The organism is Actinomadura flavalba DSM 45200, assembly GCF_000374305.1.
GTDB lineage: Bacteria > Actinomycetota > Actinomycetes > Streptosporangiales > Streptosporangiaceae > Spirillospora > Spirillospora flavalba.
Genome location: NZ_KB894096.1, coordinates 321,274 through 347,941, shown reverse-complemented (window position 1 = coordinate 347,941; position 26,668 = coordinate 321,274). Strand labels below are relative to the sequence as shown.

The 26,668-nt window shown below is 74.1% G+C and carries 23 protein-coding genes and 1 pseudogene; 13 read left to right on the top strand and 11 right to left on the bottom strand.

Annotated features, from left to right (window positions below; translation table 11 throughout):
- The first annotated feature begins 78 nt into the window (after positions 1-78).
- From C229_RS0117625 to C229_RS0117610, 4 genes are all read left to right on the top strand, one after another.
- Positions 79-1,299 carry an ABC transporter ATP-binding protein gene (locus C229_RS0117625; protein WP_018656409.1) on the top strand — a complete coding sequence of 407 codons (1,221 nt, stop codon included), beginning with the start codon at positions 79-81 and terminating at the stop codon, positions 1,297-1,299.
- Positions 1,296-2,612 (top strand): ABC transporter substrate-binding protein, encoded by a 1,317-nt coding sequence (locus C229_RS0117620; protein WP_018656408.1) that lies wholly within the window; start codon positions 1,296-1,298, stop codon positions 2,610-2,612. Before C229_RS0117625 ends, C229_RS0117620 begins: the two co-directional genes overlap by 4 nt.
- Positions 2,613-2,727: 115 nt before the next feature.
- Positions 2,728-4,161, top strand: a complete 1,434-nt coding sequence (locus C229_RS0117615; RefSeq protein WP_018656407.1) for an ABC transporter permease subunit — start codon at positions 2,728-2,730, stop codon at positions 4,159-4,161.
- Entirely contained in the window at positions 4,158-5,084 is a 927-nt protein-coding gene (locus C229_RS0117610) for a carbohydrate ABC transporter permease (RefSeq protein WP_018656406.1), read from the top strand. Before C229_RS0117615 ends, C229_RS0117610 begins: the two co-directional genes overlap by 4 nt.
- A 55-nt stretch (positions 5,085-5,139) precedes the next feature.
- On the opposite strand, the gene C229_RS0117605 is transcribed toward C229_RS0117610, so the two are convergent.
- Complete coding sequence (locus C229_RS0117605; protein WP_018656405.1) at positions 5,140-6,387, bottom strand: ABC transporter ATP-binding protein; 1,248 nt, start codon at positions 6,385-6,387, stop codon at positions 5,140-5,142.
- Between the two features lie 120 nt (positions 6,388-6,507).
- On the opposite strand from C229_RS0117605, the gene C229_RS0117600 reads away from it, so the two are divergent.
- The 3 genes from C229_RS0117600 (at position 6,508) to trhA (ending at position 8,850) form a co-directional block, all read left to right on the top strand.
- Complete coding sequence (locus C229_RS0117600) at positions 6,508-7,521, top strand: LacI family DNA-binding transcriptional regulator (RefSeq protein ID WP_155884897.1); 1,014 nt, start codon at positions 6,508-6,510, stop codon at positions 7,519-7,521.
- A gap of 79 nt (positions 7,522-7,600) precedes the next feature.
- Positions 7,601-8,041, top strand: coding sequence for an Lrp/AsnC family transcriptional regulator (locus tag C229_RS0117595; RefSeq protein ID WP_018656403.1), 441 nt, complete (start codon positions 7,601-7,603; stop codon positions 8,039-8,041).
- A gap of 86 nt (positions 8,042-8,127) precedes the next feature.
- Positions 8,128-8,850, top strand: coding sequence for a PAQR family membrane homeostasis protein TrhA (gene trhA, locus C229_RS0117590; RefSeq protein WP_018656402.1), 723 nt, complete (start codon positions 8,128-8,130; stop codon positions 8,848-8,850).
- Positions 8,851-8,874: 24 nt separating this feature from the next.
- Here the strand turns inward: trhA and C229_RS0117585 are convergent, their stop codons facing one another.
- From C229_RS0117585 to C229_RS0117555, 7 genes are all read right to left on the bottom strand, one after another.
- Positions 8,875-9,924, bottom strand: coding sequence for a pyridoxal-phosphate dependent enzyme (locus C229_RS0117585; protein ID WP_018656401.1), 1,050 nt, complete (start codon positions 9,922-9,924; stop codon positions 8,875-8,877).
- 11 nt (positions 9,925-9,935) lie between these two features.
- A complete protein-coding gene (locus C229_RS0117580) occupies positions 9,936-10,472 on the bottom strand; it encodes a DUF1707 and FHA domain-containing protein (protein WP_018656400.1) in 537 nt (178 codons plus the stop codon).
- 111 nt (positions 10,473-10,583) lie between these two features.
- Complete coding sequence (locus C229_RS0117575) at positions 10,584-11,780, bottom strand: acyl-CoA dehydrogenase family protein (RefSeq protein ID WP_018656399.1); 1,197 nt, start codon at positions 11,778-11,780, stop codon at positions 10,584-10,586.
- Positions 11,781-11,841: 61 nt separating this feature from the next.
- Positions 11,842-12,936, bottom strand: coding sequence for a DUF3616 domain-containing protein (locus tag C229_RS0117570; protein WP_018656398.1), 1,095 nt, complete (start codon positions 12,934-12,936; stop codon positions 11,842-11,844).
- A 92-nt stretch (positions 12,937-13,028) separates the two neighbouring features.
- On the bottom strand, positions 13,029-13,721 hold the full coding sequence (locus C229_RS0117565; RefSeq protein ID WP_240487324.1) for an iron-containing redox enzyme family protein: 693 nt from the start codon (positions 13,719-13,721) through the stop codon (positions 13,029-13,031).
- A gap of 176 nt (positions 13,722-13,897) precedes the next feature.
- The gene (locus tag C229_RS0117560; protein ID WP_018656396.1) at positions 13,898-15,091 is read right to left on the bottom strand and encodes a cytochrome P450; all 1,194 of its coding nucleotides are present in this window, start codon (positions 15,089-15,091) and stop codon (positions 13,898-13,900) included.
- 23 nt (positions 15,092-15,114) lie between these two features.
- Positions 15,115-16,488: a KamA family radical SAM protein gene (locus C229_RS0117555; RefSeq protein WP_018656395.1), complete on the bottom strand. Its 1,374-nt coding sequence runs from the start codon at positions 16,486-16,488 to the stop codon at positions 15,115-15,117.
- A 112-nt stretch (positions 16,489-16,600) separates the two neighbouring features.
- On the opposite strand from C229_RS0117555, the gene kdd reads away from it, so the two are divergent.
- Positions 16,601-17,683 (top strand): L-erythro-3,5-diaminohexanoate dehydrogenase, encoded by a 1,083-nt coding sequence (gene kdd, locus C229_RS0117550; RefSeq protein ID WP_240487323.1) that lies wholly within the window; start codon positions 16,601-16,603, stop codon positions 17,681-17,683.
- Between the two features lie 61 nt (positions 17,684-17,744).
- Positions 17,745-19,076 carry a DUF2252 domain-containing protein gene (locus C229_RS0117545; RefSeq protein ID WP_018656393.1) on the top strand — a complete coding sequence of 444 codons (1,332 nt, stop codon included), beginning with the start codon at positions 17,745-17,747 and terminating at the stop codon, positions 19,074-19,076.
- Positions 19,077-19,087: 11 nt separating this feature from the next.
- Here the strand turns inward: C229_RS0117545 and C229_RS0117540 are convergent, their stop codons facing one another.
- A complete protein-coding gene (locus tag C229_RS0117540; RefSeq protein WP_018656392.1) occupies positions 19,088-20,278 on the bottom strand; it encodes a serine hydrolase domain-containing protein in 1,191 nt (396 codons plus the stop codon).
- A gap of 158 nt (positions 20,279-20,436) precedes the next feature.
- Positions 20,437-20,736 (bottom strand): hypothetical protein, encoded by a 300-nt coding sequence (locus C229_RS34345; RefSeq protein ID WP_155884896.1) that lies wholly within the window; start codon positions 20,734-20,736, stop codon positions 20,437-20,439.
- Positions 20,737-20,739: 3 nt separating this feature from the next.
- On the opposite strand from C229_RS34345, the pseudogene C229_RS35450 reads away from it, so the two are divergent.
- Positions 20,740-20,841 (top strand): annotated as a pseudogene (locus tag C229_RS35450) (o-succinylbenzoate synthase); the annotation flags it as partial.
- A gap of 1,963 nt (positions 20,842-22,804) precedes the next feature.
- Here the strand turns inward: C229_RS35450 and C229_RS0117520 are convergent.
- Positions 22,805-23,572, bottom strand: a complete 768-nt coding sequence (locus tag C229_RS0117520; RefSeq protein ID WP_018656389.1) for a bestrophin-like domain — start codon at positions 23,570-23,572, stop codon at positions 22,805-22,807.
- Positions 23,573-23,797: 225 nt separating this feature from the next.
- Here C229_RS0117520 and kamD point away from each other — a divergent pair, with 225 nt between their 5' ends.
- The 3 genes from kamD to kal are packed head-to-tail and all read left to right on the top strand — an operon-like array spanning position 23,798 to position 26,624.
- The gene (gene kamD, locus C229_RS0117515; protein ID WP_018656388.1) at positions 23,798-25,390 is read left to right on the top strand and encodes a lysine 5,6-aminomutase subunit alpha; all 1,593 of its coding nucleotides are present in this window, start codon (positions 23,798-23,800) and stop codon (positions 25,388-25,390) included.
- Complete coding sequence (gene kamE, locus C229_RS31015) at positions 25,387-26,232, top strand: lysine 5,6-aminomutase subunit beta (RefSeq protein ID WP_018656387.1); 846 nt, start codon at positions 25,387-25,389, stop codon at positions 26,230-26,232. Before kamD ends, kamE begins: the two co-directional genes overlap by 4 nt.
- The gene (kal, locus tag C229_RS0117505; RefSeq protein ID WP_018656386.1) at positions 26,229-26,624 is read left to right on the top strand and encodes a 3-aminobutyryl-CoA ammonia lyase; all 396 of its coding nucleotides are present in this window, start codon (positions 26,229-26,231) and stop codon (positions 26,622-26,624) included. The genes kamE and kal overlap by 4 nt, the downstream gene beginning before the upstream one ends.
- The last annotated feature ends 44 nt before the right edge of the window (positions 26,625-26,668 follow it).

Genomic DNA, 26,668 nt, shown 5'->3' with positions numbered 1-26,668 from the left:
TGCTTATGCACTGTTCCGCCGGGGTTACGCGCGCGTTTCGCAGTGTTGCGACGATGCGCCGGACGCGAAGGAGACGCCGTGGCAGAGGTCGTCCTGACGGGAGTCGGGAAGGTGTATCCCGACGGCACGCGTGCCGTGGGTGATCTGGACCTGACGATCGCCGACGGCGAGTTCCTCGTGCTGGTCGGCCCGTCGGGCTGCGGCAAGACGACCGCGCTGCGGATGGTCGCCGGCCTGGAGGACATCTCCGAGGGGAAGGTCGCGATCGGGGAACGCGTCGTCAACCGCGTCCCGGCGCGCGACCGCGACGTGGCGATGGTGTTCCAGAGCTACGCGCTCTACCCGCACCTGTCGGTGCGCGACAACATCGGCTTCGGGCTGTCGCTGCGCAAGGTCGACAAGAAGACGATCCGCGCGAAGGTCGAGCAGGCCGCCGACATCCTCGGCCTCACCGACCACCTGGACCGCAAGCCCCGCAACCTGTCGGGCGGGCAGCGGCAGCGGGTGGCGATGGGCCGCGCGATCGTCCGCGAGCCGCAGGCGTTCCTGATGGACGAGCCGCTGTCGAACCTGGACGCCAAGCTGCGCGTGCAGACCCGCGCGCAGATCGCCCGCATCCAGCGCGACCTCGGCGTCACCACGATCTACGTCACCCACGACCAGACCGAGGCGATGACCCTCGGCGACCGGGTCGCGGTGATGAAGCGCGGCGAGCTCCAGCAGGTGGCTCCGCCGCAGGAACTCTACGACCGGCCCGCGAACCTGTTCGTGGCCGGTTTCATCGGTTCCCCCGCCATGAACCTGATCCAGGGCACGCTGACCGGCGACGCGGCGAACCCGCGGCTGGAGATCGGCGGGCAGACGCTGGCCCTGCCGGCCGAGGTGTTCACGGCGCGACCCGCGCTGGCGGGCCGCCTCGGCCGCGACGTCGTCGTCGGGATTCGTCCCGAGGACATGGAGGACGCGCGGATCGCCGGGGAGACCGAGGGCGCGACGCTCACCTCCACCGTCGAGCTGGTGGAGGCCATGGGCTCGGACGTGCTCGTGCACTTCACCGTCGAGGCGGCCGAGGTCATCACCGAGGACACCCGCGAACTGGCCCGCGACGCGGGCGCCGACGTGAACGGCGGCGCCGCCCCCACCACCGACGTGATCGGTCGGTTCAGCCCGCGGACCAGCGCCGCGGTCGGCGACCGGGTGACGATCACCGTCGACACCGGTCGCCTGCACTTCTTCGACATCGAGACCGGCGCGTCGATCTGGGGCGACGCCGGTTCCCCCAAGGAGGACGACGAATGAGGATCAGCAGGCGCCTGGCCGCCACCGCCGTCGCGGCGGGCATGCTCGTCTCGGCCGCCGCGTGCGGCGGTGACGACGGCGACGGGGACGGCGGCGCGGGCGGCGACGGCGCGCTCAAGGGCGTCACCGTCGAGGTCGCCGCCAAGTGGACCGGGCCGGAGGAGACGAACTTCCGCAAGGTGCTGGCGGCGTTCGAGAAGAAGACCGGCGCCAAGGTGAACTACGCCTCCACCGGCGAGAACACCGACGCCTACCTCGGCCCGCGGCTCAGCGCCGGCAACCCGCCGGACGTGGCGATCCTGCCGCAGCCCGGCCTGCTCCAGCAGTACGCGGCGCAGAACAAGCTGAAGCCGCTGGACGCCGCCGCCGTCAAGGAGGTGGACGCCAACTTCGCGCCGTACTGGAAGGAGCTGGCCTCCGCCGACGGCAAGACCTACGGCGTGCTGGCCAAGGCCGCCTACAAGTCGATCTTCTGGTACCGCACGGCGGCGCTGGAGGACGCGGGCGTGCAGCCCCCGGCGTCGTGGGCGGACCTGGTCAAGGCCGCCGGGACGCTCCAGGACTCGGGCACCACGCCGTTCGCGCTGGCCGCCGGGCCGCAGGACTCCTGGACGCTCACTGACTGGTTCGAGAACGTCTACCTGTCGCAGGCCGGGCCGGAGAACTACGACAAGCTCGCCAAGCACGAGCTGAAGTGGACCGACCCGACCGTCGCCAAGGCGCTGACGACCCTCGCCGAGATCTGGGGCAAGGGCGGCTTCCTCAACGGCGGCGTCTCGGGAGCGACCAAGACCAAGTTCGACGCCTCGGTGACCGACGTGTTCGGCCAGGAGAAGGCCGCGATGGTCTACGGCGGCGACTTCGCCGCCGCGAACATCGCCACCACCAAGGCCAAGGTCGGCACCGACGCCAAGGTGTTCGCCTGGCCGCTGACCGGTGACACCAAGCCGGCGCTGCTCGGCGGTGACATCGCCGTCGCGCTCAAGGACGGCAAGGGCGCCCAGGAGCTGATGAAGTTCCTGGCCTCGCCCGAGGCCGGCACGGTGTGGGCGGGCCTGGGCGGCTACCTGTCGCCGAACAAGAACGTCAAGCCCGACGCCTACTCCGACCCGGTGGCCAAGGAGCTGGCGGCGCAGATCCAGCAGGCGGGCGACGCCGCCCGCTACGACATGTCCGACCTGGCGCCGTCGGCCTTCGGCGGCACGCCCGGCAAGGGCATGTGGGAGGCGCTGCGCGCGTTCGTGTCCAACCCGACCGACGTCAAGGGCACCCAGGCGCGGCTGGAGAAGGACGCGGCCGCCGCCTACAAGTAAGGACGGCGAGACCGGGTGCCGGGCCGCGACGGAGCGGCCCGGCACCCGGGGCAGGGCGAGCACAGGCTGAGCACGGCCGCCCCTCCGGACGGCCCGAGGTGAGGGAACCGCGCGCATGAGCGCTCCGCAGGACGAGGCGCCGCAGGACGAGGCGCCGCAGGCCACGACCGGCGGTCCCGCCGCCGCCGTCGCGACGGGCACGGCGGACGGCGGCGGCCACGGTGGCGGCGAGAACGACGTCAAGGACGACGGCGGCAAGGGCGGCGGCCTGGCGCCGCCGGTGTGGCTCGCGGTGGTGTTCCTGCTGCCCGCGCTGCTGCTGCTCGGCTTCCTGGTCGTCTACCCGATCGTCTACTCGGTGATCCGCAGCTTCTTCGACGCCGACGGCGCCTTCACCGGCGCCGACAACTACGTCGGGATCTTCCAGGGCGAGGCGCGGCTGACGGCCGTGCGCAACACGCTGGTGTGGATCGTGGTGGCGCCGACCGTCGTCACCATCCTCGGGCTGGTGTTCGCCGTGCTCACCGAGCGCATCCGGTGGGCGACGGTCTTCAAGCTCGTGGTGTTCATGCCGATGGCGATCTCGCTGCTGGCCTCGGGCGTCATCTTCCGCCTGGTGTACGAGCAGGACCCCGACAAGGGCGTCGCCAACGCCGCGATGGTCGCGCTGCACGACACCTTCGCCGGTGGCGGCGCCAGCTATCCGGGTGCCGCGCCCCGGCAGGGGCAGGGCGTCCCGGTGCGGTCCGAGGGCGGCGCGGTCGTCGGGGCGGCGCCCGTCGAGCCGGGGCGGACGGCGCTGCTGCCGCTGCTGCGGGTCCGTCCCGAGCAACTGCCGGAGAAGCCGACGCCGGCGGCGCAGCCGCCCGCGGCGGGCCCGCGCGCCATCACCGGGACGGTCTGGTTCGACTTCACCCGGGGCGGCGGCGGGGCCCCGAACGCGGTGGACGCCACCGAGAGCGGCCTGCCGGGCGTCAAGGTCGAGGCGGTCCGCGACGGCGAGGTCGCCGGGTCGGCCACGACCGGCGACGACGGCACGTTCCGCATCACCGGCCTGTCGGCCGGGCAGTACACGCTGCGCATCCCCGCCGACACGTTCACCGCCGCCTACGGCGGGGCCGAGTGGCTGGGCGGCACCCTCATCACCCCGGCGATCATCGGGTCGTACCTGTGGGTGTGGGCCGGGTTCGCGATGGTGCTCATCGCGGCGGGCCTGGCCGCGATCCCGCGCGACGCGCTGGAGGCGGCGCGGGTGGACGGCGCGACCGAGTGGCAGGTGTTCCGCCGCGTCACGATCCCGCTGCTGGCGCCGGTGCTGACCGTGGTGCTGCTGACGCTCGTCATCAACGTCATGAAGGTGTTCGACCTGGTGTTCGTCATCGGCGGCGGCGATCCCAAGGCCAGCGTGCTGGCCCTGGAGATGTGGACCGAGTCGTTCGGCGGCGGCCAGAACCAGGGCGCGGGCAGCGCGATCGCCGTGCTGCTGTTCGTGCTGGTGCTGCCCGCCATGTACATCAACATCCGGCGCCTGCGGCAGGAGCGGAAATGAGCACCGAGAAGACCGCACCGGAGGCCACCGGGAACGGCGGCGGGTACGGCGCGCCGCGCCGCAGTGTCGCCTCCCGGATCGTCAACCGGCTCGGCGGCGGCGTCGCGCAGTTCCTGCTGGTGCTCATCGCGCTGTTCTGGCTGGTGCCGACGTTCGGGCTGCTGATCGCCTCGCTGCGCTCCAACGCCGACAACGCCTCCAGCGGCTGGTGGACGGTGTTCACCGAGCCCGCGCAGCTCACGTTCTCGTCCTACGGGTCGATCCTCGACAAGCCCGACTTCATCGACTCGTTCTGGAACACGATCGCGATCACGGTGCCGTCGACGGTCCTGGTCGTCGTCATCGCCTCGCTGGCCGCCTACGCGTTCGCGTGCCTGGAGTTCCCCGGCCGCGACTGGCTGTTCCTGCTGGTCGTCGCGCTGCTGGTCGTGCCGGTGCAGGTGGCGCTGCTGCCGGTCGCCGACCTGTACGGGCGCATCGACGTCGGCGGGTTCCAGATGTTCGGGTCGGTGACCGGCGTGGTGCTGTTCCACGTCGGGTTCGGGCTCCCGTTCGCGATCTTCCTGCTGCGCAACTTCTTCATCGCGATCCCGCGCGACCTGCTGGAGGCCGCGCGGATGGACGGCGGCTCGGAGTGGACGATCTTCCGGCGGGTCATCTTCCCGCTCGGCGGCCCGGCCATCGCCTCCCTGGGCATCTTCCAGTTCCTGTGGGTGTGGAACGACCTGCTGGTCGCGCTGGTGTTCGCCGACACCGAGGCCCAGCCGATGACCAAGTGGCTCCAGTCGCAGATGCGCCAGTTCACCGGCAACATCGACATCCTGGCGCCGGGCGCGTTCATCTCACTGATCATCCCGCTGATCGTGTTCTTCGCCTTCCAGCGGTACTTCGTGCAGGGCGTCCTGGCCGGCTCGGTCAAGTAGCCCTGAACGGAGAAGGCCCCCGGAACGCGTGGTTCCGGGGGCCTTCCGCGTGGTGTCAGACGGTCTCCTTCGCCAGGGACACGTCGCCGTCCTGCGCCGCGCCGCCGTGCCCGATCGCGAGGCCCGTCGCGGGGTCGAAGAAGTGCAGGCGGCGGGTGTCGACGGCGACCTCCAGGTCGGCGCCGGGACGCACCGCCGAGCGGGCGTTGACGCGGGCCGTCCACAGCGCCCGGTCGTCGATCAGCGGGATCGCGGCATCGTCGCCCTCGGTGGCGTCCTCGGCCAGGTCGGCGGTGTCCTTGTGCTCGACCGGCGGCGCGTCGATGGTGAAGATGACGTTGATCTCGCTGCCCAGCTCCTCGGTGACGCTGGCGGTGACGGCCAGCGGCGCCCAGTCGGGCTTGGCGTGCGCGGCGTCCTCGAAGTCCGAGGGCCGCACGCCGAGGATGACCTCGCGGCCGGCGTAGCCGTCCAGGCCGGGGCGCTCGGCGACGCGCTCGGCCGGGACGGGCAGCGCGAACCCGGCGAACGCGGCGACCAAGCCGCCGTCCTCGCCCTGCTCCAGGCGGGCCGTCACGAAGTTCATGGCGGGCGAGCCGATGAACCCGGCGACGAACAGGTTGACGGGGTCGTCGAACAGCCGCTGGGGGGTGTCGACCTGCTGGAGGCGGCCCTCGCGCAGCACGCAGACGCGGGTGCCGAGCGTCATCGCCTCGATCTGGTCGTGGGTGACGTAGACGGTGGTGACGCCGAGCCGCTCGTGGAGCTGGCTGAGGGAGGCGCGCATGGACACGCGGAGCTTGGCGTCCAGGTTGGACAGCGGCTCGTCCATGAGGAACGCCTGCGGCTCGCGGACGATCGCGCGCCCCATCGCGACGCGCTGGCGCTGACCGCCCGACAGCGCGGCGGGCTTGCGGTCCAGGAACTGCTCCAGGCCGAGCATCTTGGCGGCCTGGAGCACCTTCTTGCGGCGCTCCTCCTTGGAGGCGCCGCGCAGCTTCAGGCCGAACTCCAGGTTCTTCTCCACCGTCATGTGCGGGTAGAGGGCGTAGTTCTGGAAGACCATGGCGATGTCGCGGTCCTTGGGGGCCAGGTCGTTGACGACGCGGTCGCCGATCGACACCGTGCCGCCGCTGATCTCCTCCAGCCCGGCGATCATCCGCAGGGCGGTGGACTTGCCGCAGCCCGAGGGGCCGACGAGCACCATGAACTCGCCGTCGCGGATCTCCAGGTCGAGATCGTCGACCGCCTTCACCCCGCCCGCGTAGACCTTGTCGACGCCGTCGAGCACGATCGCGGCCATCCGTCCTCCTTCTGGAAACGTTTCCACGCATCCGGTTCCACCAGGCTTTATGTCGTCTCGCTGGATTGAAATTCATGGAAACGTTTTCAGTAAAGCGCCGGTTATGGGAAGATGCCCGGCATGAGCGTCACCATCAAGGACGTGGCGGCCGGGGCCGGGGTCGGCATCGCCACCGTCTCGCGGGTGTTCAACGGCAGCGGGCCCGTCGGCGCCGCCACCCGCGAACGCGTCCTGGCCGCCGCCCGCGAGCTGGGCTACCGGCCGAGCGCCGGGGCCCGCAGCCTGCGCGGGCGCGGCGGGGGTGGCGTCGGGCTCGTCCTGCCCGACCTGACCGACCCGTTCGCCGCCGAGCTGGCCGAGGGCGTGCTGGCCGCCGCCCGCGACCTGGGCGAGCACGTCGTGATCGACCTGTCCGGCGGCGACGCCGCACGTGAGGCCGCGATCGTCGGCCGGTTCCTGGAACGACGGCTGGAGGGCGTCGTCGCCGTGCCGTGCGGCGAGTCCGCCCCGTGGGCCGAGGCCGCCCGCGCCGCCGGGCTGGTGTTCGCCGAGCGCGTGGCGCGCGGCGTGCCCGGCGTGCCGGGCGTCCTGGCCGACGACGCCACCGGTGTCCGGCACCTCACCGAGTACCTGGCGGGGCTCGGGCACCGCCGCATCGCCTACCTGGGCGCCGCCGCGCCCGGCGGCGAGCCCGACGTGCGCGAGCGGGCGTTCCGCGCGGCGCTCACCCGGCTGGGCCTGGCCGTGCCGGAGTCGCTGCTGGTGCCGGCCCGGCCCAACCGCGACAGCGCCTACGCCGCGGCGGCGGGCCTGCTCCAGAGCCGCGACGACGTCACCGCCGTGCTGGCGGCCGGGCACCTGCTCGGGGAGGCGGCCGTCCTGGTCGCCCGCGAACTGGACCTGCGCGTCCCGGCCGACGTGTCGATCGCGATGGTGGACGACGTTCCGTGGGCCGAGCTGTGCGACCCGCCGCTGACGGCCGTGGCGCGGCCCGCCCGCGCGATGGGCCGCCGCGCCTGCGAGCTGGTGCTGCGCGACCCGGCGCGGCGCGGCCACGCGCCCGAGCCGCTGCCGGCCGAGCTGGTCGTGCGGGGGAGCTGCGGCCCGCCGCGCGGCGCCCGCGCGGGCCGTTGATCCGGGGGTTTTCCGACCGGATCGGGGGAGATCGTCCAGAGCGGCCCGGGAAGGCCCGCGGGCGCGCTAGATTCTCCGCGTGGAGGAGATCGATCGGCAGATCCTCGGCCTGCTGGCCGACGACGGGCGGATGAGTTTCACCGATCTGGCGCGCGAGACGGGCCTGTCGGTGTCGGCGGTGCACCAGCGCGTCCGGCGGTTGCAGAAGCGGGGCCTGGTCACCGGGTTCACGGCGCAGATCGACCACGAGCTGATCGGGCTGCCGCTGACGGCGTTCGTCTCGATCAAGCCGATCGACCCGGCCGCCCCCGACGACGCGCCCGACCGGCTGGCGGGCCTGGCGGAGATCGAGGCGTGCCACTCGGTCGCGGGGGACGAGAGCTACATCCTCAAGGTGCGGGTGGCCAGCCCCAACGCCCTGGAGGACCTGCTCCAGCGCATCCGGGCGGCCGCGAACGTGGCGACGCGCACGACGGTGGTGCTGAGCACGCCGTGGGAGGGCCGCCGCCCGCTGCTGTGACCCGGCCGGACCTTACACCGTCAAGGCGCGCGGTTGGGTGGCCGATATCACCGGTTCCCGCTGATCAGAGGGGATACGCTGATGCCGTGTCAGCCCCCGAGAGCAAGACCGCGAACAGCACCGCGAGCGACGGCCGCGCGCCGGACGCCGTCGAGCAGATCGCGGACGTGGTCAAACCCCGGCTGCGCGGCTGGCTGCACGCGGGGACGTTCCCCGTCACGCTCGTCGCGGGGTTCGTCATGGTCGCGCTCGGGCCGACGCTGCCCGCGCGGCTGTGCGCGGCGATCTACGCGCTGACGTCGGCGCAGTTGTTCGGCGTCTCGGCGTTCTACCACCGGGGCCGGTGGACGCCGAAGGTCACCGAGGTGCTGCGCCGCTTCGACCACGCCAACATCTACCTCATCATCGCGGGCACGTACACGCCGTTCGCGGTGCTGATCCTGGACGGGGTCACGCGCGTGGTGGTGCTGGCCGTGGTGTGGGGCGGCGCGCTGGCGGGCGTGCTGTTCCGGGTGCTGTGGGCGGGCGCGCCCCGCGCCCTGTACACGGGGCTGTACATCGCGCTGGGCTGGGTCGCGGTGCTGTTCGTCCCGCAGTTCATCGAGGGCACCGGCGTGGCCGTGGCGACGCTGGTGGCGCTCGGCGGCGTCCTGTACAGCGCGGGCGGCGTCGTCTACGCCCGCCGCCGCCCCGACCCCTCCCCCCGCTACTTCGGCTTCCACGAGGTCTTCCACGCCCTCACGATCGCCGCCTACGTCCTCCAGTACATCGCGGTCTCCTTCGTCGTGTACCGGGCCGGCCCGATCTAGTCCGGACGGGTCCGCGGGTGCGCGTCAGGGCGGAGTGAAGGGGCCGCCGGCGGCGAACCGGTCGAGGGCGGCGGCGTAGGGGGCGGGGTCGAGGCCCTTGGCGGCGGCCCAGGCGTCGTCGTGGACGGTGCGCAGGTGCCGGTCGGCGGCGTCGCCGAGGACGGCGACGATCGTGGTCCCGGTGGCGGCGGGACGGGCGGCCAGGTGCAGCGCGGCCCACAGGCAGGTGCCGGTCGATCCGCCGACGGGCAGGCCGGTGGCGGCGCGCGCGGCGCGGGCGGCGGCGACGCTCGCCGCGTCCGGCACCGGGACGACCAGGTCGTAGAGGCCGGGCAGGAAGCCGGGTTCGACGCGGGGGCGGCCTATGCCCTCGATGCGCGAGGGCATGCCGGTGGCGTAGCCGAGATCACCGGTGACCCATGCGGGGAAGCAGGCGGAGTTCTCTGGGTCGGCGACGGCCAGGCGGGTGCCGGTGCCGTAGGTGCGGGCGTGCCGGCCGAACGCGGCGGCGGTGGCGCCCGTCCCGGCTCCGGCGACGATCCAGGCGGGCGGTGCGGGGAGCTGAGCGGCGAGCTCGATGGCGGGATCGTCGCCGCGGTGGTCCAGCGCGTGCGCGGCGTGCGCGTACTGGTCGAGGAAGCAGCCGCCGGTGGCGGCGGCCAGCTCGCGCGCGGTGGCGTAGATGGCCAGGGGTGGGGTGACGAACCGGACTTCGGCGCCGAGCGCCTCCAGCGGCGCGGCGCGGCGGGGGTCGGGGGCGCCGGGCAGGACGGCGGTGTAGGGCAGGCCGAGGAGGCGGGCGAACGTGGCCTGGGCGAGGGCGGCGCCGCCGCCGGTGGCCTCGACGACGGGGGTGCCCTCGGTGATGCGGCCCGAGGCGATGGCGTGGCGGAACAGGGCGCGGGCGGCGCGGTGCTTGAGGGAGCCGGTGGGCAGGGCCGACTCGTCCTTGAGCAGGACCGCGACGTCGTGGGCGAGGGGGAACGCGCGCAGCGGGGTGGGTTCGAGGGCGGCGCGTTCGGCGTCCAGGCGGCGCAGCGCGGCGGCGGGCCAAGCGGTGGGGTCGTCGTCCATGCGGGGCGGGGTCAGGGGGCGGTGGCGACGAAGGACGTTTCGCCGAAGCCGACCTGGTCGCCGGGGTGCAGGCGGGCCAGGCCGAGGATGCGGCGGCCGTTGACGCGGGTGCCGTTCATCGAGCCCAGGTCGGTGATGGTCCAGCCGTCGGGGGTGCGGCGGATCTCGGCGTGCACGCGGGAGACGGTGACGTCGGTGAGCAGGAAGTGGCAGCCGGGCGCGCGGCCGACGACGATGCGGCCCAGGCCCTCGGGCGGCAGCGTGAACCGGGGCAGGCGCGGGGCGCGCCAGGCGGCCTCGACGCGGGCGGTGGCCCGCGAGACGCTGGAGACGAGCCCGGTGAGCCGCGCGACGACCCGTCCGGTGGGCGGCAGGTCCTCGACGATGTCGGCGAGTTCGGCCTCGTTGCGGGCGCGCAGCACCAGGTCGACGCGCCGCTCGAAGGTGTCGGTGGAGATCCGCCCTTCGGCGACCCGTTCGCTGAGCACGCGCAGCGCGCGGTCGCGATCGCCGTCGGAGGCGCGCACCACCGGGGGCCGACCGTCCATGGCTGTGAGTATCCATTTCCCGTCGCGGGCTGTCCAGCGATCACCGGTGCGGGCCGGATGCGGCCCGCACCGGTGAGACGCCGTCCGCGCCGGGAAGGTTCGGGCCGGGCGTCAGCGGCCCAGCAGGTCGCGGGCGATGTGGACGACCTGGATCTCGTCGGTTCCGGCGTAGATCTGGAAGGACTTGGCGTCGCGGGCGAGCTGCTCGACGCGGTACTCGCTCATGTAGCCGTTGCCGCCGAAGAGCTGGACGGCCTCCTGGGCGACCTCGCTGGCGGCCTGGGCGGCGTAGAGCTTCATGGCGGAGGCTTCGGCGAGGGTGGGGGTGCGTCCGGCGCGCTGCATCTCGATGTGGCGGAAGACGAGGTTCTGGACGTTGAGGCGGGCGACCTCCATCCGGGCCAGTTTGAGCTGGATGAGCTGGAAGTCGCCGATGGCCTGGCCCCACAGTTCGCGGGTCTTGGCGTAGTCGACCGACAGGCGCAGGCACTCCTCGATGACGCCGAGCGCCATGGCGGCGACGCCGGCGCGTTCGGTGACGAAGTTCTGCCGGGCCGACTCGCGTCCGCCGCCCGATCCGGCGGCCAGCAGCCGGTCGGCGCCGGCGCGGACGTCGGTGAGGAACAGCTCGCCGGTGGGGGAGGAGTGCAGGCCCATCTTGCGCAGCGGGCGGGTCTGCTCCAGGCCGGGCATGCCGCGGTCCAGGACGAAGGTGAGGATCTCTCGGTCGCGGGGCGCGGCGCCGTCGTCGAGCTTGCAGTAGAAGACGATGGTGTCGGCGTGGGGGCCGTTGGTGATGAACGTCTTGGAGCCGCTGAGGACGTAGTCGTCGCCGTCGCGGCGGGCGGTGGCCTGCATGCCGCCGAAGGCGTCGGAGCCGGAGTCGGGCTCGGTGATGGCCCATGCGCCGATCTTGTCCAGGGTGAGCAGGTCCAGGCCCCAGCGTTCCTTCTGCTCGCGGGTGCCGCGCTTCATGATCGTCCCGGCGGCGAGGCCGAGGCTGACGCCGAGCGCCGACACCAGGCCGGGGGCGACCTTGCACAGCTCGATGATCGGCAGCATGTTCATCGCGGCGTTGCCGCCGCCGGGGGTGTCGTCGCCGGACGCGGCGGCGGGCCGGTCGAGCCGCTTGGCGAAGGACGAGCGGGCCATCTCGTCCATGCCGAACGTCTTGTACAGGTCGCGCAGCAGGTCGTAGGGCGGCAGGTCGCCGGAGTCCAGCTCGTCCAGGTGCGGGCGCACCCTGGCCTCGATCCAGTCGCGCACCGCGTCGCGGATCATGAGGTCTTCGCCGGACCACTCGATCATGTCTCGCACCTTCCGCCGGAGGGGGTCGGAGACCATCCAAGCAGACGACGCAAGCGCGCGCTTACTGCGGGAGGGTGACGATGTCGGCCAGGACGGCCTCGTCGGCGGCGAGCCGCGCCGCGGCCGGGCTGTCGTAGACGACCAGCAGCTTCTCGCGTCCGCCGGTGAGCCCGGTGTCCAGGACGGCGACGCCCTCGGCGTGGTCCTCGCCGTCGCCGTGCGGCAGGTCCCCGACGGTCTCCAGGTCGTCGGCGTGCACGATGCCGGGCGCGTCGGCCTCGGGCGCGGGGGTGCCGCAGGCGCCGCGCCAGCGCAGCAGCCGCACCGGGCCCGACAGGCCCATGCTGGGCCCGGCCAGGACGAGCAGGTCGTCGCCGTGCGGGCACAGGTCGCGGATGCCCAGGCCGCGCAGGTCCAGGAAGTGCGTGCGGTAGCGGGCGCCGTCGGCGAAGCGCAGGGCGCGCAGCCGGTGCGGATCGTCGGGGTCGGTGCCGGGGCGGATCTCCACCAGGACGGCCCAGCCGCGCAGCACCGGGCCGCGCAGCCCGATGTAGAGGCGGTCGCCGCGGGTGGCGACGCCCTCGATGTCCAGGCCGTTGTCCTTGCTGGGGATGGCCAGGAACGGCGCGAGGTGCGGGTCGTCGGCGAGCAGGTCGGCGAGGGAGTCCTTGTGCAGGCCGAGGACGGCGGCGGCGCGGTCGCCGTCGCGGGCGACCGGTTCGGGCAGCCCGTCGGGGCCGGTGACCAGCGGCAGCCGGGCCAGCACGAACCGGTTGTCCTCGCGGACGACCGACGCCAGGCGCCGCCGCGACTTGGCGTCGTTGTGGTGCGGCTTGATCCGCTTGCGTTTGAGGCTGTGCGAGCCGATGGCCCACAGCCACGCGCCGTCGCGGCACAGTCCCTCGATGTCGGCCTCCTCCTCGCGCCCGGCGGGCAGCGGGATCAGGTCGGCGAGGAAGAACGTGCGCTCGTCGTCGTAGCCGGTGAGGCGGCCGTGCTCGTCGGTGCGCGCGGTGAGGCGTTCGACGGTGGCGGTCTCGTCGCCCGCGACCCACAGGCAGCGGCCGTCCTGGCGGACGGCCGACAGGTTGACGTGCGTCTGCGCGGCCCGGCTGGCGTGACCGAAGCGCAGAGGGATCTGCCGTTCCACGTACATGCCTCGATCGTTCCATGGCGGAACGACCGCAATCCGCCCGCCGGCACGGCCGATATCGGACACGGCGGTGCCGGGGCGGGCGGGAGGGGCGGTCAGACGGCGCGCATGGCGCGGTGGACGGCGCCCCAGTACGCGGCCGTCAGGTCCAGGACGCCGTCGAAGCCGCGCCGGACCTGGGCCAGGTCGACCTCGTCGCGGCAGACCCGGGCGGCGTCGGCGACCAGGCCGGGCAGGTCGGTCTTGGCGGCCTCGCAGATGTGCACGTAGAAGTACTCGCAGGCGCGGTGGAAGTCGTCCTCGTCGTAGAGGTGCTTGTAGTTGCGCATCCCCTCGTACATGCGGATCGTGGTGGAGTGCGCCAGCGCCTCCTGTGCCAGCAGCGCGCCGCGCACGACGCGGGCGTCGGCGTCGGTGAACAGGGCGCGGCGGGCGTCGCCGAACGCGCGGGTCTCCGGACGGCCGCCCGCGCGCAGCTCGGCGGCGGTGTAGGGCTCGTCGCGCAGCCGGCCGAGCAGCCCGGTCAGCATCGTCTCCAGCAGCAGCAGGTGGGCCTTGGCGGGGTCGCCGTTGCCGTACTCGGTGTACAGGTGCTTGACCCGTTCGACGCGGGCGGCCAGGTCGTCGGTGTGCAGCACCGACAGCGCGATCATGACGGTGGTGTCGATGGTGCGCGCGTAGAACTCGCGGGCGAACACCTCGACCTGCGCGTAGGGGAGCGGTCCCGACAGCCAGTGCCGGTAGAAGTCGTTCTCCAGCGCGGGATGGCGGCGGACCGCCCCGGTCATCTCCCGGAGCGTTTCCGTGACGGCGGCGTGCTGGACGGGCAATGGAGCTCCCTCGACGGCGAAGACAACCTTCGGTGACGTTCTGCTATCGGTAACTATGTTGCGCCACCGGACCCCGCGTCGTCATGATCATGACCGAAGGTGGTCAGAAACCGGGCGCGTCTCCTCGGGTGCGCTCAGTGCCGCGCGGGCGCGTCGTCCCAGCGCACGGGCAGGGTGTCCGGGCGGCGGAACACCAGGCCGCGGGCGGGCGGGACCGGGCCGTCGGCGCGCAGCCCCGGCAGCCGCTCCAGCAGCGCGGTGAGCGCCGCCGTGGTCTCCAGCCGGGCCAGCGTGGCGCCGAAACAGATGTGCGGGCCGTGCGCGAACGCCAGATGGGCGCCCGCGTTCGGGCGTCCGACGTCGAAACGGTCGGGGTCGGGGAACACCTCGGGGTCGCGGTTGGCGGCGGTGAGCGAGACGCGCACCAGGTCGCCCGCGCGGACCGGCGCGCCGCCCAGTTCGACGTCGGCGGTGGCGTACCGGTCGACGACGGCCGCCGCCGGTTCGTGCCGCAGCGACTCCTCGATCGCGCCCGGCAGCAGGCCCGGGTCGGCGCGGACGCGGTCCAGTTCGGCGGGGTGCGCCAGCAGCGCCGCCACCGCGTTGACGATCATGCTCTCGGTGGTGTCGATGCCGCCGAACATCAGCACGGCCGCGTCGGAGACCAGCTCGGCGGTCGCCAGGCCCGCCGGATGCGCCGCCGCCTCACCGAGCACCCCGGCGCCGGACGGCAGCGACGCCTCGACGGCCGCGCGCAGGCGGGCGCGGGCGTGCGCGGCGTCCGCGGGCAGGGGACGCCCGGCGGTGAGGTCGGACACCGCGTCCACGAACGCGGCGTACCAGGAGCGGACGGTGGCGGCGTCGACCCCGTCCAGGCCGAGGGCCTCGGCGACGACCGCGACGGCCAGCGGCCCGGCCAGCGCGCCGCGCAGCTCGGCGCGGCCCGCCGGGGCCAGCGCGGCGACGCGGGCGGCGGCCTGCCCGGTGACGAACGCGGCGAACCGCTCGCGGGTGCGGGCGGGCCGGAACGGGCGGGCGAACGGGTCGCGGTGCCGGGTGTGGGCGGGCCCGTCCAGCGACAGCATGCTGGGGCCGACGACCCGCGCGGTGCTGAACCGGGGGTCGTCGACGGTGAACGTCGTGGCGTCGCGCATCACCCGGACGGCCAGGTCGTGCCGGGTGACGAGCCAGCCGTCCAGCGCGGGCAGCCACGACACCGGCTCGGCGGCGCGCAGCCGCGCCAGCGGCGCGTGCGGGTCGCCCGCCAGTTCGCCGGCGGTGATCCGCGCGCCGACCGGGAACGCCTCGGACCGGATGTTGAACGACATTCCGGTCAGCGTACAACCGGGGATCAGGTCGTCTTCTGCCGCGCCCACCAGGCGCGGCCCTCCTCGGGCAGCGTGTGCACCGGGTCGTAGTAGGGGTGGCGGCGCTCCAGCGCGGCCGGGTCACCGGACTCGATCGCGGTCCGGTAGTTCTTGGTCCACTCGCTGATCCCGCGCGTCCGGTCGTAGGTGGCGACCTGGTGCACCCAACGCTTGCCGACGTAGGGGACGTCGCACACGATGCGCGGGGTTGCGAAGCCCGGCAGGTAGCCCATGATCGCGTGCTGGAGGTCCTGCGCCTCGTGCAGCGCGGGCCGCCAGTGCTCGCTGAACGGGATCATGTCGCACAGGTACAGGTAGTACGGCATGATCTGCGCCTCGTCCAGCAGCGCGAACGACAGGTCCAGCAGCGCCTCGGGGGTGGCGTTGACGCCGCGCATCAGCACGCCCTGGTTGCGCACGTCGCGCACCCCGGCGTCCAGCAGCGCCCGCGCCGCGCGCGCCACCAGCGGCGTCACCGACCGGGCCGCGTTGACGTGGGTGTGCACGGCGAGCTGGACGCCGCGCCGCGCGGCGGTGCCGGCCAGCCGCTCCATCCCGGCCAGCACCTCGGGTTGCAGCCAGTGCTGCGGCAGGCCCATCAGCGCCTTGCTGGCCAGCCGCACGTCGCGGATCGAGTCGATCTCCAGCAGCGCGCCGACGAACGCCTCCAGCCGGGGCCAGGGCAGGTTCGCCACGTCGCCGCCCGACACCACCACGTCCCGCACGCCCGGCGTGGCGCGCAGGTAGTCGAGCATCGCGGTGTGCCGGTCGGCGGGACGCAGCGCGAAGCGGTGCTTGTCCACGGCCGGGGTGGAGGTGCCGACCAGGTCCATGCGGGTGCAGTGCCCGCAGTACTGCGGGCAGGTGGACAGCAGCTCGGCGAGCACCTTGGTGGGGTAGCGGTGCGTCAGGCCCTCCACCACCCACATCTCGGCCTCGTGCAGCGAGTCGCGGGCCGCGCGCGGGTGCGACGGCCACTCGGCCAGGCGGTCCGAGGCGACCGGCAGCATGTAGCGGCGGACGGGGTCGGCCAGGAACGCCTCGGTGCCCGCCGCGTCCATGGTGTTGAGCATCTGCGGGGTGAGGAGCATCGACATCGTCGCGCGGGTGGCCTGGTCGCGTTCCAGGTCGGCGTAGAACTCCTCGCCGACCAGGTCGCCCAGGACGGCGCGCAACTGCCGGGCGTTCTTGACGCAGTGGGCGCGCTGCCACTGCGCCGACTCCCACTCGGCGGCGGTGACGTCGCGCCAGCCGGGCAGCCGCCGCCAGTCGGGTTCGGTGAGCGGGGCGCGGCGGTAGGCGTAGGGCTGGGCGGCCGGGGCCGGCGGACCGGTGTCCGGGTGCAGGGCGGTGGTCATCGTCGACCCCTCCTCCGACGATCGAAGGCCGGAACGTCTTGTCTGATGCCGACGTTACGGGAAGACTTTGCGTTGAACCAGAGTCACTCGGGAGAATTTTCGGAGGCTGGCCGTGGGTGAGCGTGAACGTGCGGTGGGGCTCCACCGCGTCCTGGACCCGCCCGGCGTGCTGCCGCAGGCCGCGCACCGGCTCGACCCCGACCCCGCCATCGGCCCCGACGAGGTCCTGGTCGCCGTCGAGCGCCTCAACCTGGACGCCGCGTCCTACCGGCAGCTCCGCGACGCGCACGGCACCGGCGCCGCGCTGCGCCGCGCGGTGCTGGAGATCGTCGAGACGCGCGGCAAGATGCACAATCCCGTCACCGGGTCGGGCGGCATGCTCGTCGGCACCGTCACCGCCGCCGGTCCCGACTCGCCGCTGGGCCTGCGCCCCGGCGACCCCGTCGCCACGCTCGTCTCGCTCACGCTGACGCCGCTGGCCATCACCGACGGGCTGGCCCGCTGGGACGGCGCGTCCGAGCAGATCCCCACGGCCGGGCACGCGATCCTGTTCGCCCGCTCCCTGGCCGCCGTCCTGCCCGCCGACGTCCCCGTCCCGCTGGCGCTGTCGGTCCTGGACGTGTGCGGAGCCCCGGCCCTCACCGCCCGCGTCGTCCACGCCCACCCACGCACCGCACCCGCCGCACCGGGGCGGGTGGGCGAGGTCGTACCGTCCGTGGGCGGCGCGGCGGGGCCGGTGGTGGCCGTTCTCGGTGCGGCGGGCAAGTCCGGGTCGCTGTCGCTGGCGGCGGCGCGCCGCGCGGGCGCCGGCGCGGTCTGGGGCCTGGTCCGCGACGACGCCGAGCGGACGCGCCTGGAGGCGGCGGGACTGGCCGACCGCGTCGTGGTCGCCGACGCCCGCGACCCCCTCGCCGTCGCCGCGGCGCTGGGTGCTCCCGCCGACGTCACCGTCGTCTGCGTGGACGTCCCCGGCTGCGAGCACGGCGCCGTCCTGGCGACGGCGCCCGGCGGCACCGTCGTGTTCTTCTCCATGGCGACGTCGTTCACCGCCGCCGCGCTCGGCGCCGAGGGACTGGCCGCCGACGTCACCCTCCTCATCGGCAACGGCTACACGCCCGGCCACGCCGAACTCGCCTTCCGCCTGCTGCGCGAGGAACCGGGCATTCGTGCGATGTTCCCCGCCGGGCACCCCTGACTTCGGCACAATGATCGCGGACCCCGCCGCCGGGGCGGGCCGAGCCGGAGGAGTTCCGCCGATGGGGAGCATCACCGCCGAACTGCGCGCCGCCGACCCCGCCGCACGCCGCGCCCAGATCGTCCAGGTGCTGGTCGAGGCGTTCGCCGACCTGATGGAAGGCGCCCCCGCCGAGTTCCGCCGCCGCTTCCGCCGCATGGCCTCCGACCCGTTCGCGTTCTACCGGGGCAGCGCCTGCCTGTTCTACGCCGACATGGCCCGCGACGAGGACCCCTGGGCCGACGAACGCACCGGCCGCGTCTGGATTCAGGGCGACCTGCACGCCCAGAACTTCGGCACCTACATGAACGACGACGGCGTGTTCGTCTTCGACGTCAACGACTTCGACGAGGCGTACCTCGGCCACTTCACCTGGGACGTCAAGCGGCTGGTGGCCAGCCTGGCGCTGCTGGCGTGGAGCAAGGCCATCTCCGACGCCGACATCCGGCGCCTCATCGAGACCTACGTGCGCGCCTACGTCGACCAGGTCCGCCACTTCGCCGAGCACGGCGACCAGGACCCCTTCGCGCTCACCCTCGACACCGCCGACGGGTACGTCCGCGACGTGCTCATCGCCGCGCTGGCCTCCACCCGCATCGAGCTGCTCGGGAACCTCACCGAGGTGCGGGGCACCGAGCGGCGGTTCCGCGCCGGGCCCGGCGTCCGCCGCCTGGACGACGCCGAACGCGAACGCGTCGAGTCCGCCTACCTGCAATACCTGGTGACGATCCCCGAGGACAAGCGGTTTGGCCGCCTCACCTACGCCGTCAAGGACATCGTGGGCGCGTCCGGTTTCGGCATCGGGTCGGCGGGGCTGTCGGCCTACACGATCCTGGTCGAGGGGCACAGCCAGGCGCTGGAGAACGACGTCATCCTGTCGATGAAGCAGGGCAACGTCGCCGCGCCCAGCCGCGTCGTCGACGACGCCCGCATCCGCGGCTACTTCGAGCACCACGGCCACCGCACCGCCGTCTCGCGCCGCGCCCTCCAGGCCAACACCGACCCCTGGCTCGGCCACACCGCCATCGACGGCGTCGGCTACGTCGTGCAGGAACTCTCCCCCTACGAGGCCGACCTGGACTGGACGGCGCTGACCGAGCCGGAGGAGATGCTCGCCGTCCTGGACGACCTCGGCCGCGCCACCGCCAAGATCCACTGCGTGTCCGACACCGACTCCGACCACACCCTGGTCGGGTTCCAGGTCGAGGACGCCATCAGCGCCGTCCTCGGCGACGACGCCACCGCGTTCGTCGAGGCGATGGTCGCGTTCGGCACCGAGTACGCCGCCGTCGTCCGCGACGACCACCGGCTGTTCGTCGACGCCTTCCGCAACCACGAGATCCCCGGCCTGTGAGCCGGTAGGGCTCAGGCGCGGGCGATGGCGCGGAAGACCTCGACGGTGTCGCGTTCGTCCTGGGCGGTGCCGTGGTCGCTGAGCTTGACGATGACGGTGCGGGTGGCGGGGTCGACGTAGGTGTACTGGCCGTGGATGCCGAGCGCCGAGTAGTCCCGGCCGCCGCCGGGGTGCCACCACTGGGCGGAGTAGCCCCAGCCGCCGAGCCGGTGCCGGGACGGGGTGGCGATGCGGGTGATCCACGGGGCGGGCACGACCTGGTGCCCGGCGGCGCGGCCGCCGTCCAGGACGAGCCGTCCGACGCGCGCGAAGTCGCGGGCGGTGGCGTTGACGCAGCAGTACGCCTTCTCGGTGCCGCCGGGCCGGTCCAGGTTCCAGGTGGCGGGGCGCTCGGCGCCGATCGGCCGCCAGATCCGCTCGGTGAGCAGGTCCGACAGCGTCCGTCCCGTCACCCTGGCCAGGACGAGCCCGAGGATCTGGGTGTCGACGCTGCGGTACTCGGCGCGGCCGCCCGGCGTGTGGGTGACCGTGCGGTGGTCGCGGACGAAGCCGGGCAGGTCGCGGGTGAGGTACATGCGGGCGGTGCCGGTGAAGGGCCAGTAGGCGTTGTAGTTCTCGGACACGTCGACGCCCGAGGCCATGTCGAGCAGGTCCCGGACGGTGATCGCGTCGTAGGCGCCGCCGGTGCGCAGCTCGGGGAGCAGGTCGGTGAGGCGGTCGTCCTCGGCCAGTTCGCCGCGTCCGATCGCCTGGCCGGCCAGCAGCGAGATCATCGACTTGGCCATGGACCACGACGACAGCCGGGTGCGCTCGGTGACGCCGTCGCGGTACCACTCGTGGGTGAGGCGGCCGTCGCGCACGACGAGGAACGCGTTGGTGCGCGTCGCGGCCAGGAACCGGGCGACGTCCACCCGCGCGCCCTTCCACGGCACGGTCGCGGGGAGGGGCCGTGGAGCGGCGGTCAGCGGCGCGGCCCGGTCGGGCGCGGCGACGGTGCGAGCGGGGAACAGGTCGCCCCACCGGGACGGCTCGGTGGTCTGCACGCGGTAGAGCGTGTGCGGCGGCGGGACGTCCATGACGGCGGTGGCGGCGTAGGACCCGCCGACCAGCACGGCCGCCGCAAGCGGGACGGCGAGCAGGAGGCGCCGCCTGCGCGCCGGGAGGCCGAACCGCCGCTTCGGGCGGTCGCGCTGGGACTTCATTCTGGGTACTCCGGGGTGAGAGGGGGAGGGTTCACCGGTCCGGCCGGGTGCGCCGGTCCGTGGGGCGGCGTCCACACGCCGTTGCCGATGATCCCGTGGTGCGCTCCGGCGGGCCGGTCGGGGTCTCGGTTCTGGGCGCGGCGTCACGGCTGGGAAGGTCAGCCGGTGCCGGTGGAGTGGACGGCGGCGGCGACGGTGGGACACCGCCCCGGCGGCAAGCCAACCGCACCCGCAAGCGCCCAATAACATCGCCGCCGACGGCACCACTGTCGGTGACTCCCGCAATCGCGCGCGGCGATCTCGGCGCGGCGGATCGACTCGTCGGCCGCGACCGGCACGTCCACCCGCATCCGCACCGCCGCCAGCTCCTCCAGCGTCGCGGTGCCGGAGGTGGACGAGGCGGCGCTGGCCCGGTTCGCGGCCGATCCGTCGGCGTGGCGTGAGCGCGCGGACGCCACGGCCGTGTGAAGGCGGCGGGCGCCACCGACATCGCGGTGCTGAAGGTGCAGCCGCTGGGCGGGGTGCGGGCGGCGCTGCGGGTGGAGGATGCGACGGTCCTGCCGCGAGGGACGGCCCCGAACGCCGAGATGGACCGGCTCGGCGCGCCGCAACCGCGCGCGGCGGGGAACCCGGCGCGGACTGCTCGGCGCATCTGCTGCGGCACGGCGCGTTCATGCGGCATGGGAAACCCGGATCGCGCCGGTTTGGCGCATCTGCTGCGGCGCAGCGGATTCGTGCGGCGTGTGCACTGGCAGGTCGGCTTGGTGCAACTGCTGGCGCACGGCGGGCTCGTGCGGTGTAGGGACCGGCGTGAGCCGGTTCGGCGCGGCGTGCTCGTGCGGCGCTGGGAACCCGGCGTGCGCTGGTTCGGCGCGTCTGCTGGCGGGCCTCTGCTGGCGTGCGGCGGCTTGGTGCGGGGTGGGTCGGTTCGGCGCGTCTGCTGGTGCACTGCGGGCTCGTGCGGTGAGGGAACCCGGGGGCCGACTTGGCGCGTCTGCTGCCGCGCGGCGGGCGCGTGTGGCGTGGGGTGTGTGGATCGGGGTCGGTGGCGGGTTCGGGTCGGTGTGGTCGGTGAATAGTGGGCGCGGGGGTTGTGGGCCTTGGGGCTTTGGGCGAAGGGGCCGGGTTTCGCGTGGTTGTGACGTGTGTGGGTGGTGGGGGTGGCGCTGGGCGGGTCGGGGGAGGGGAGGTACCCGTCCCGCCCAGCGCCGGGCGGGTGGCCGTGGGGAGCCGCCCGCCTTCTCGACCGGGCACGGTGCCTCGGTCGGGCTGAGCGGACGGGCGAGGGGGTTGCTCGTCGCGCTCAGCGTTCTGGGGCCGCCGGGTCGGCGGCGTGTCCGGTGGTGCCGGTGGTGCCGGGGGTGACCGGCCGGAGCGGGGCGGGGTGGTCCCGGCCCGTGGTCCGGCGGGCGTACTGGTGTCAGGCGGCTCCGGAGGTGGGGTGAGGGACGACGGTCGCGCCCGGCCCCTGGGCGGGGCCGGGTTGCACAGTGGTCTGCTGCGGCACGAGGTTCCTCCGGCGGACGGGTGTGGTCGGGGGCTGGGCGGGACGGACGAGGGGGAGGTGCCCGTCCCGCCCAGCGTTCAGCGGGCGAACGCGATCGCGGTGCCCGCCCCGATGACCGCGGCCAGGACCACGATCACGAGGGGCGAGCGCAGCGGATCGCGTCGCGGGACCGGGGCGGCCGCCTTGGCCGTCCGGCGGTGGGGAGCCGGTGTGGCCCGGGGAGCGGGACGCGTCGGGCGCGCTCGCGGCGGCGCCTGCCGTGGTGGCTGCACGGCGGGCGGCTCGGCCGCGGGCGGTGCCGCAGGTCGCGGTCGCTGCACCGGACGCGGCGGCGCCGGATCAGCGACCGGCGGCGGCGCGGGCGGCTCGGGCTCCGGTCCCGGCGCTGGCGGTGCCGGTGGAGGCGGCGCGGGCGGTTCCGGTGGCGGAGGCGGCGGCTCCGGAGGCGGCGGGGGAGGCGGGGGCTTGGGCGGGGGCGGCGGCACGGGTTTGGGCGGTGGCCGGTGGCACCGCGGCCGCCCGACGGTGACCTGGACGTTCCCGCCGACCCCGACGTGCACGCCGCCGTGCACCCCGTCCACACAGATCACGATGCCCGGCGCGGGCGGCGAGGGCGCCGCCGACGCCGCCGGCATGACGGGCATGAACGTCACGCCGCCGAGCACGCCGCCCACGACGAGCGCGCGCGGCACGACGCCCCGCCCGCGCAAACCGACGAACCACCACCCGCGTCCCGCGCCCGCAGCCTCATCGCCGCCTCCCATGTCCGCGGCCTCAGTGCCGTGTTCTGCGTCGGCGGCTTCAGCCCGACCTCTCGCGTCGGCGGTCTCGGCGCCGTGGCGTGGCTCGCGGGTGGGCGGCGCCTCGGGGATTCGGTCGTGGCCGCGTCGCTGCCCGAAGCGGCGCGCACGTGCTGGACGCGTCCGTCGTCGCTCCGGCGCGGGGGCCGGACGTGCGGTGTGGTCGTGTGGTGACGGACGGGGGGCGTCGTGGTGGGGTGGGTGGGGGGTGGGCATGGGTCAGCCGCCCGCGGTGATGCGGCCGAGGTCGGTGAGGGCGGCGGCGAAGGCGTCGGGCGGGACGGCGAGGGCGCCGTCGAAGACGTGGGAGATGTCGACGGCGAGCCAGATGCCGACGCCGAGCATGGCGGCCATGATGCCCAGCGGGACGAGCGTCCAGCGCTGGGGCCGCGCGCCGGACAGGAACGGCAGGAACAGCACGACCAGCCCGGTGACGACGGTGATGAACAGCAGCCCGGCGGGCGGGGAGATCGCGGCGTCCATGGAGCGCTGCTGGCGGGCGGAGGAGATGGCGCTGAGCTGGTCCAGGACGGCGTTGCGGGCGTCCTTCTCCTCGTCCTCCTCGGCGCGCACGGCGATGACGCCGCGGCGGATCGCGTCGAGGGCGGACGCGGCGGCCGGGTCCATGCGGCCTTCGCGCATCCGGGGCCATTCCCGGTCGCGCACGAGGCGGGCGTAGCCGGTCAGCTCGTTCTGGACGCGGGCGCCGTCGGGGGCGGGCAGCCGCGCCGCGGCCCAGGCGGCCTCGACGACGGCCTGCCCTTCGGTGTGGGTGTTGAGGCGGGCGGCGTCGGCGGACGTCCAGGGGACGACGATCGCGATGGCGAACGCGACCAGGAACAGCGCCGAGAGCATGGCGCCGGTGTGGGAGTTGGTGGGTCCGTCGGTCTCGGCGTCCTCGCTGCCGAGCCGGAATCGCCGTGCGACGCGGCTCGCGATGAACACCACCGCGACGGCGCACGCCGAGGCGAGCAGATAGACGGGCATGACCCTTCTTTCCGGTGACTGGGCGCCGGGGGGACCGGAACGCTACTGGACACTGAACGTCACTATAGATAACCGAGAGTCGCAGTGTGCAGCTTTTTCGGTTCTCGCCGAATCAAGCAGGTTCTTGCGTGATTCGGGTCTCATGCCGGAGGATCTTCTGTACTGGACGCGTCACCGGGGACGATCGCCGGTACCGTCGCGCAACGTCGAGAGGGGACCCCGACCGTGCCGGACGGAAAACTCGCCCTGGACCCCGACCTGGTCCGCCGCGCCCGCGCCCTGGCCGCCCGCGCCGCCGAACCCGTCATCGCGATGGCCCGCACCCACACCACCGTGTCGGTCGAACGCGCCCTGCTGCGCCTGGCCGGGCTGACCGGCGCCGACGCCGACGGCCGCCCCTGGGTCAACCACCTCACCGACGCCGTCGCCGACCAGGTCGGCCTGGAGCACGGCGTCGCCCTGCCCGTCTGGGACGCGCTGCGCGACCACCGCGACCTGCCCGCGCTGGCCCGCGCCACCGCCGCCGGCCGCGTCCGCTTCCGCCTCCCCGCCGGCCCCGACGCCGACACCGCCGGGACCGCCGCCACCCGCGCCGCGTCCGCCGGGCTGGCCGGCATCGACGCCCGCCGCGCCGAACGCACCCGCCTGCTGCGCACGCTGGGCGACCCGCCCGGCCCGCTGCTCTACCTCATCGTCGCCACCGGCGACATCCACGAGGACGTCCCGCAGGCCCAGGCCGCCGCCCGCGCGGGCGCCGACGTCATCGCCGTCATCCGCTCCACCGGCCAGTCGCTCCTGGACTACGTCCCCGAGGGCGCCACCCGCGAGGGCTACGCCGGCACCTACGCCACCCGCGAGAACTTCCGCCTGATGCGCGCCGCGCTGGACCAGGTCGCCGCCGAGACGGGCCGCTACGTGCGCCTGACGAACTACGCCTCGGGCCTGTGCATGCCCGAGATCGCCGTGCTGGCCGGGCAGGAGCGCCTGGACATGATGCTCAACGACTGCATGTACGGGATCATCTTCCGCGACATCAACCCGCGCCGCACCTTCATCGACCAGCGGTTCTCCCGCCAGATCCACGCCCGCGCCGGGATCGTCATCAACACCGGCGAGGACAACTACCTCACCACCGCCGACGCCGTGGACGCCGCCCACACCGTCACCGTCAGCCAGCTCCTCAACGAGCGGTTCGGCCACGAGGCCGGGCTGCGCGACGACCAGCTCGGCCTCGGCCACGCCTTCGAGATCGACCCCAAGATCCCCGGCTCGTTCCGGCTGGAGCTGGCGCACGCCCAGCTCGCCCGCGAGCTGTTCCCGGCGGCGCCGCTGAAGTACATGCCGCCGACCCGGCACATGACCGGCAACATCTTCGCCGGATACCTGCTGGACGCGTTCTTCAACCTGGCCGGCGTCCTGACCGGCCAGTCGATCCTGCTCGTCGGCATGATGACCGAGGGCATCCACACCCCGTGGCTGTCGGACCGCGACCTGGCGCTGGAGAACGTCCGCTACGTCCGCGACGCCTGCGGCGACCTGGCCGAGGACTTCGTCCCGCGCCCCGGCGGGTTCGTGGCCCGCCGCGCCGAGCGCGTGCTGGCCGAGTCGGTGGAACTGCTGGAACGCGTCGCCGACGACGGCCTGCTCACCGCCATCGCGCAGGGCACCTTCGGCGTCACCCGCCGCCCGCCCGACGGCGGACGCGGCGGCGAGGGCGTCATCGCCCGCGCCGACGGCTACCGCAACCCCGCCGCCGAACTCCTGGACGCCCAGGACCCGCACGCCGCCCACGCCGGACACCAGGAGGTCCCCGCATGACCGAGACGCCCACGGGCCCCGTCGTGACCGGCGCGGCGCCCGCCCAGCCCGCCGACACCCGCCAGGTGCTGCGCCCCTACGGCGACACCACCGGCGACGGCCTGATCCAGATGTCGTTCACGCTGCCGGTCCCGGCCGGTCCCCGCGCCGACGCCGCCGCGCTCCAGCTCGCCGCCCGCATGGGGCTGGAACCGGCCGGCGTCGTGCACGCCAAGGCGATGGGCCCCGACTTCACGTTCTTCATCGTCTACGGACGCACCCGCCACCTCATCGACTACGCCGCCATCCCCGCCCCGCCCGGCCGCGCCTACCCGCTGCTGTCGGCCGGGCAGGTGAACCGCGCCGTCCGCGCCGCGCTGGGCCGCCGCCTGGTCGTCGTCGGCGCCTGCATCGGCACCGACGCCCACACCGTCGGCATCGACGCGATCCTCAACGTCAAGGGACACGCGGGGGAGAAGGGCCTGGAGTACTACCGGGAGCTGCGCGTGGTGAACCTGGGCGCCCAGGTCGAGGTCGACGACCTGCTCGCCCGCGCCCGCGCCGAGAACGCCGACGCCGTGCTGATCTCCCAGGTCGTCACCCAGCGCAACGCGCACCTGCACAACGTCAAGCGGCTCTCCGCCGCGTTCCACACCGCCTACCCGACGGCCGTCGCCGCCGGGATGGGCCGCCCGCTGCTGGTCGCGGGCGGCCCCCGCTTCGACGGGGTCACCGCCGCCGACCTGGGCGTGGACGCCATCTTCGGCAAGGGCACCGGCCCCGCCGAGGTCGCCTCCTACCTGGTGCACGCCCTGCTGCCCGACGCCGACCCCGGCGCCGCCGACACCGAGGAGACGCCGTGACCGGCGCCCACGAGGGACTGAGCGTCACCCACCGCCGCTACGTCCCCTACGCCCACGCCCACTACGCCGGGGACCTGGTCGACGGCGCCTACGTGCTCGGCCTGTTCGGCGACGTGGCCACCGAGGTCTGCATCCGCGCCGACGGCGACGAGGGCCTGTTCGCCGGCTACGCCGACGTGCGGTTCCTGGCCCCGGTCCGGGCGGGCGACGTGCTGGAGGCCACCGCCGTCGTCACCCGCGTCGGGCGCCGCAGCCGCACCCTGGCGCTGGAGGCTCGCGTGGTGTGCCGGGGACGGTCGGACCTGCGCGAGTCGGCCGCCGAGACGCTGCCCGAGCCGATCACGGTGGTGACCGCGACCGGAACGGTCGTCGTGCCCGCCGCCGCGGACTGATTTCGGCGCCCCCGCCGCGCCTGCGGTGACCTGCGGCGACGGGG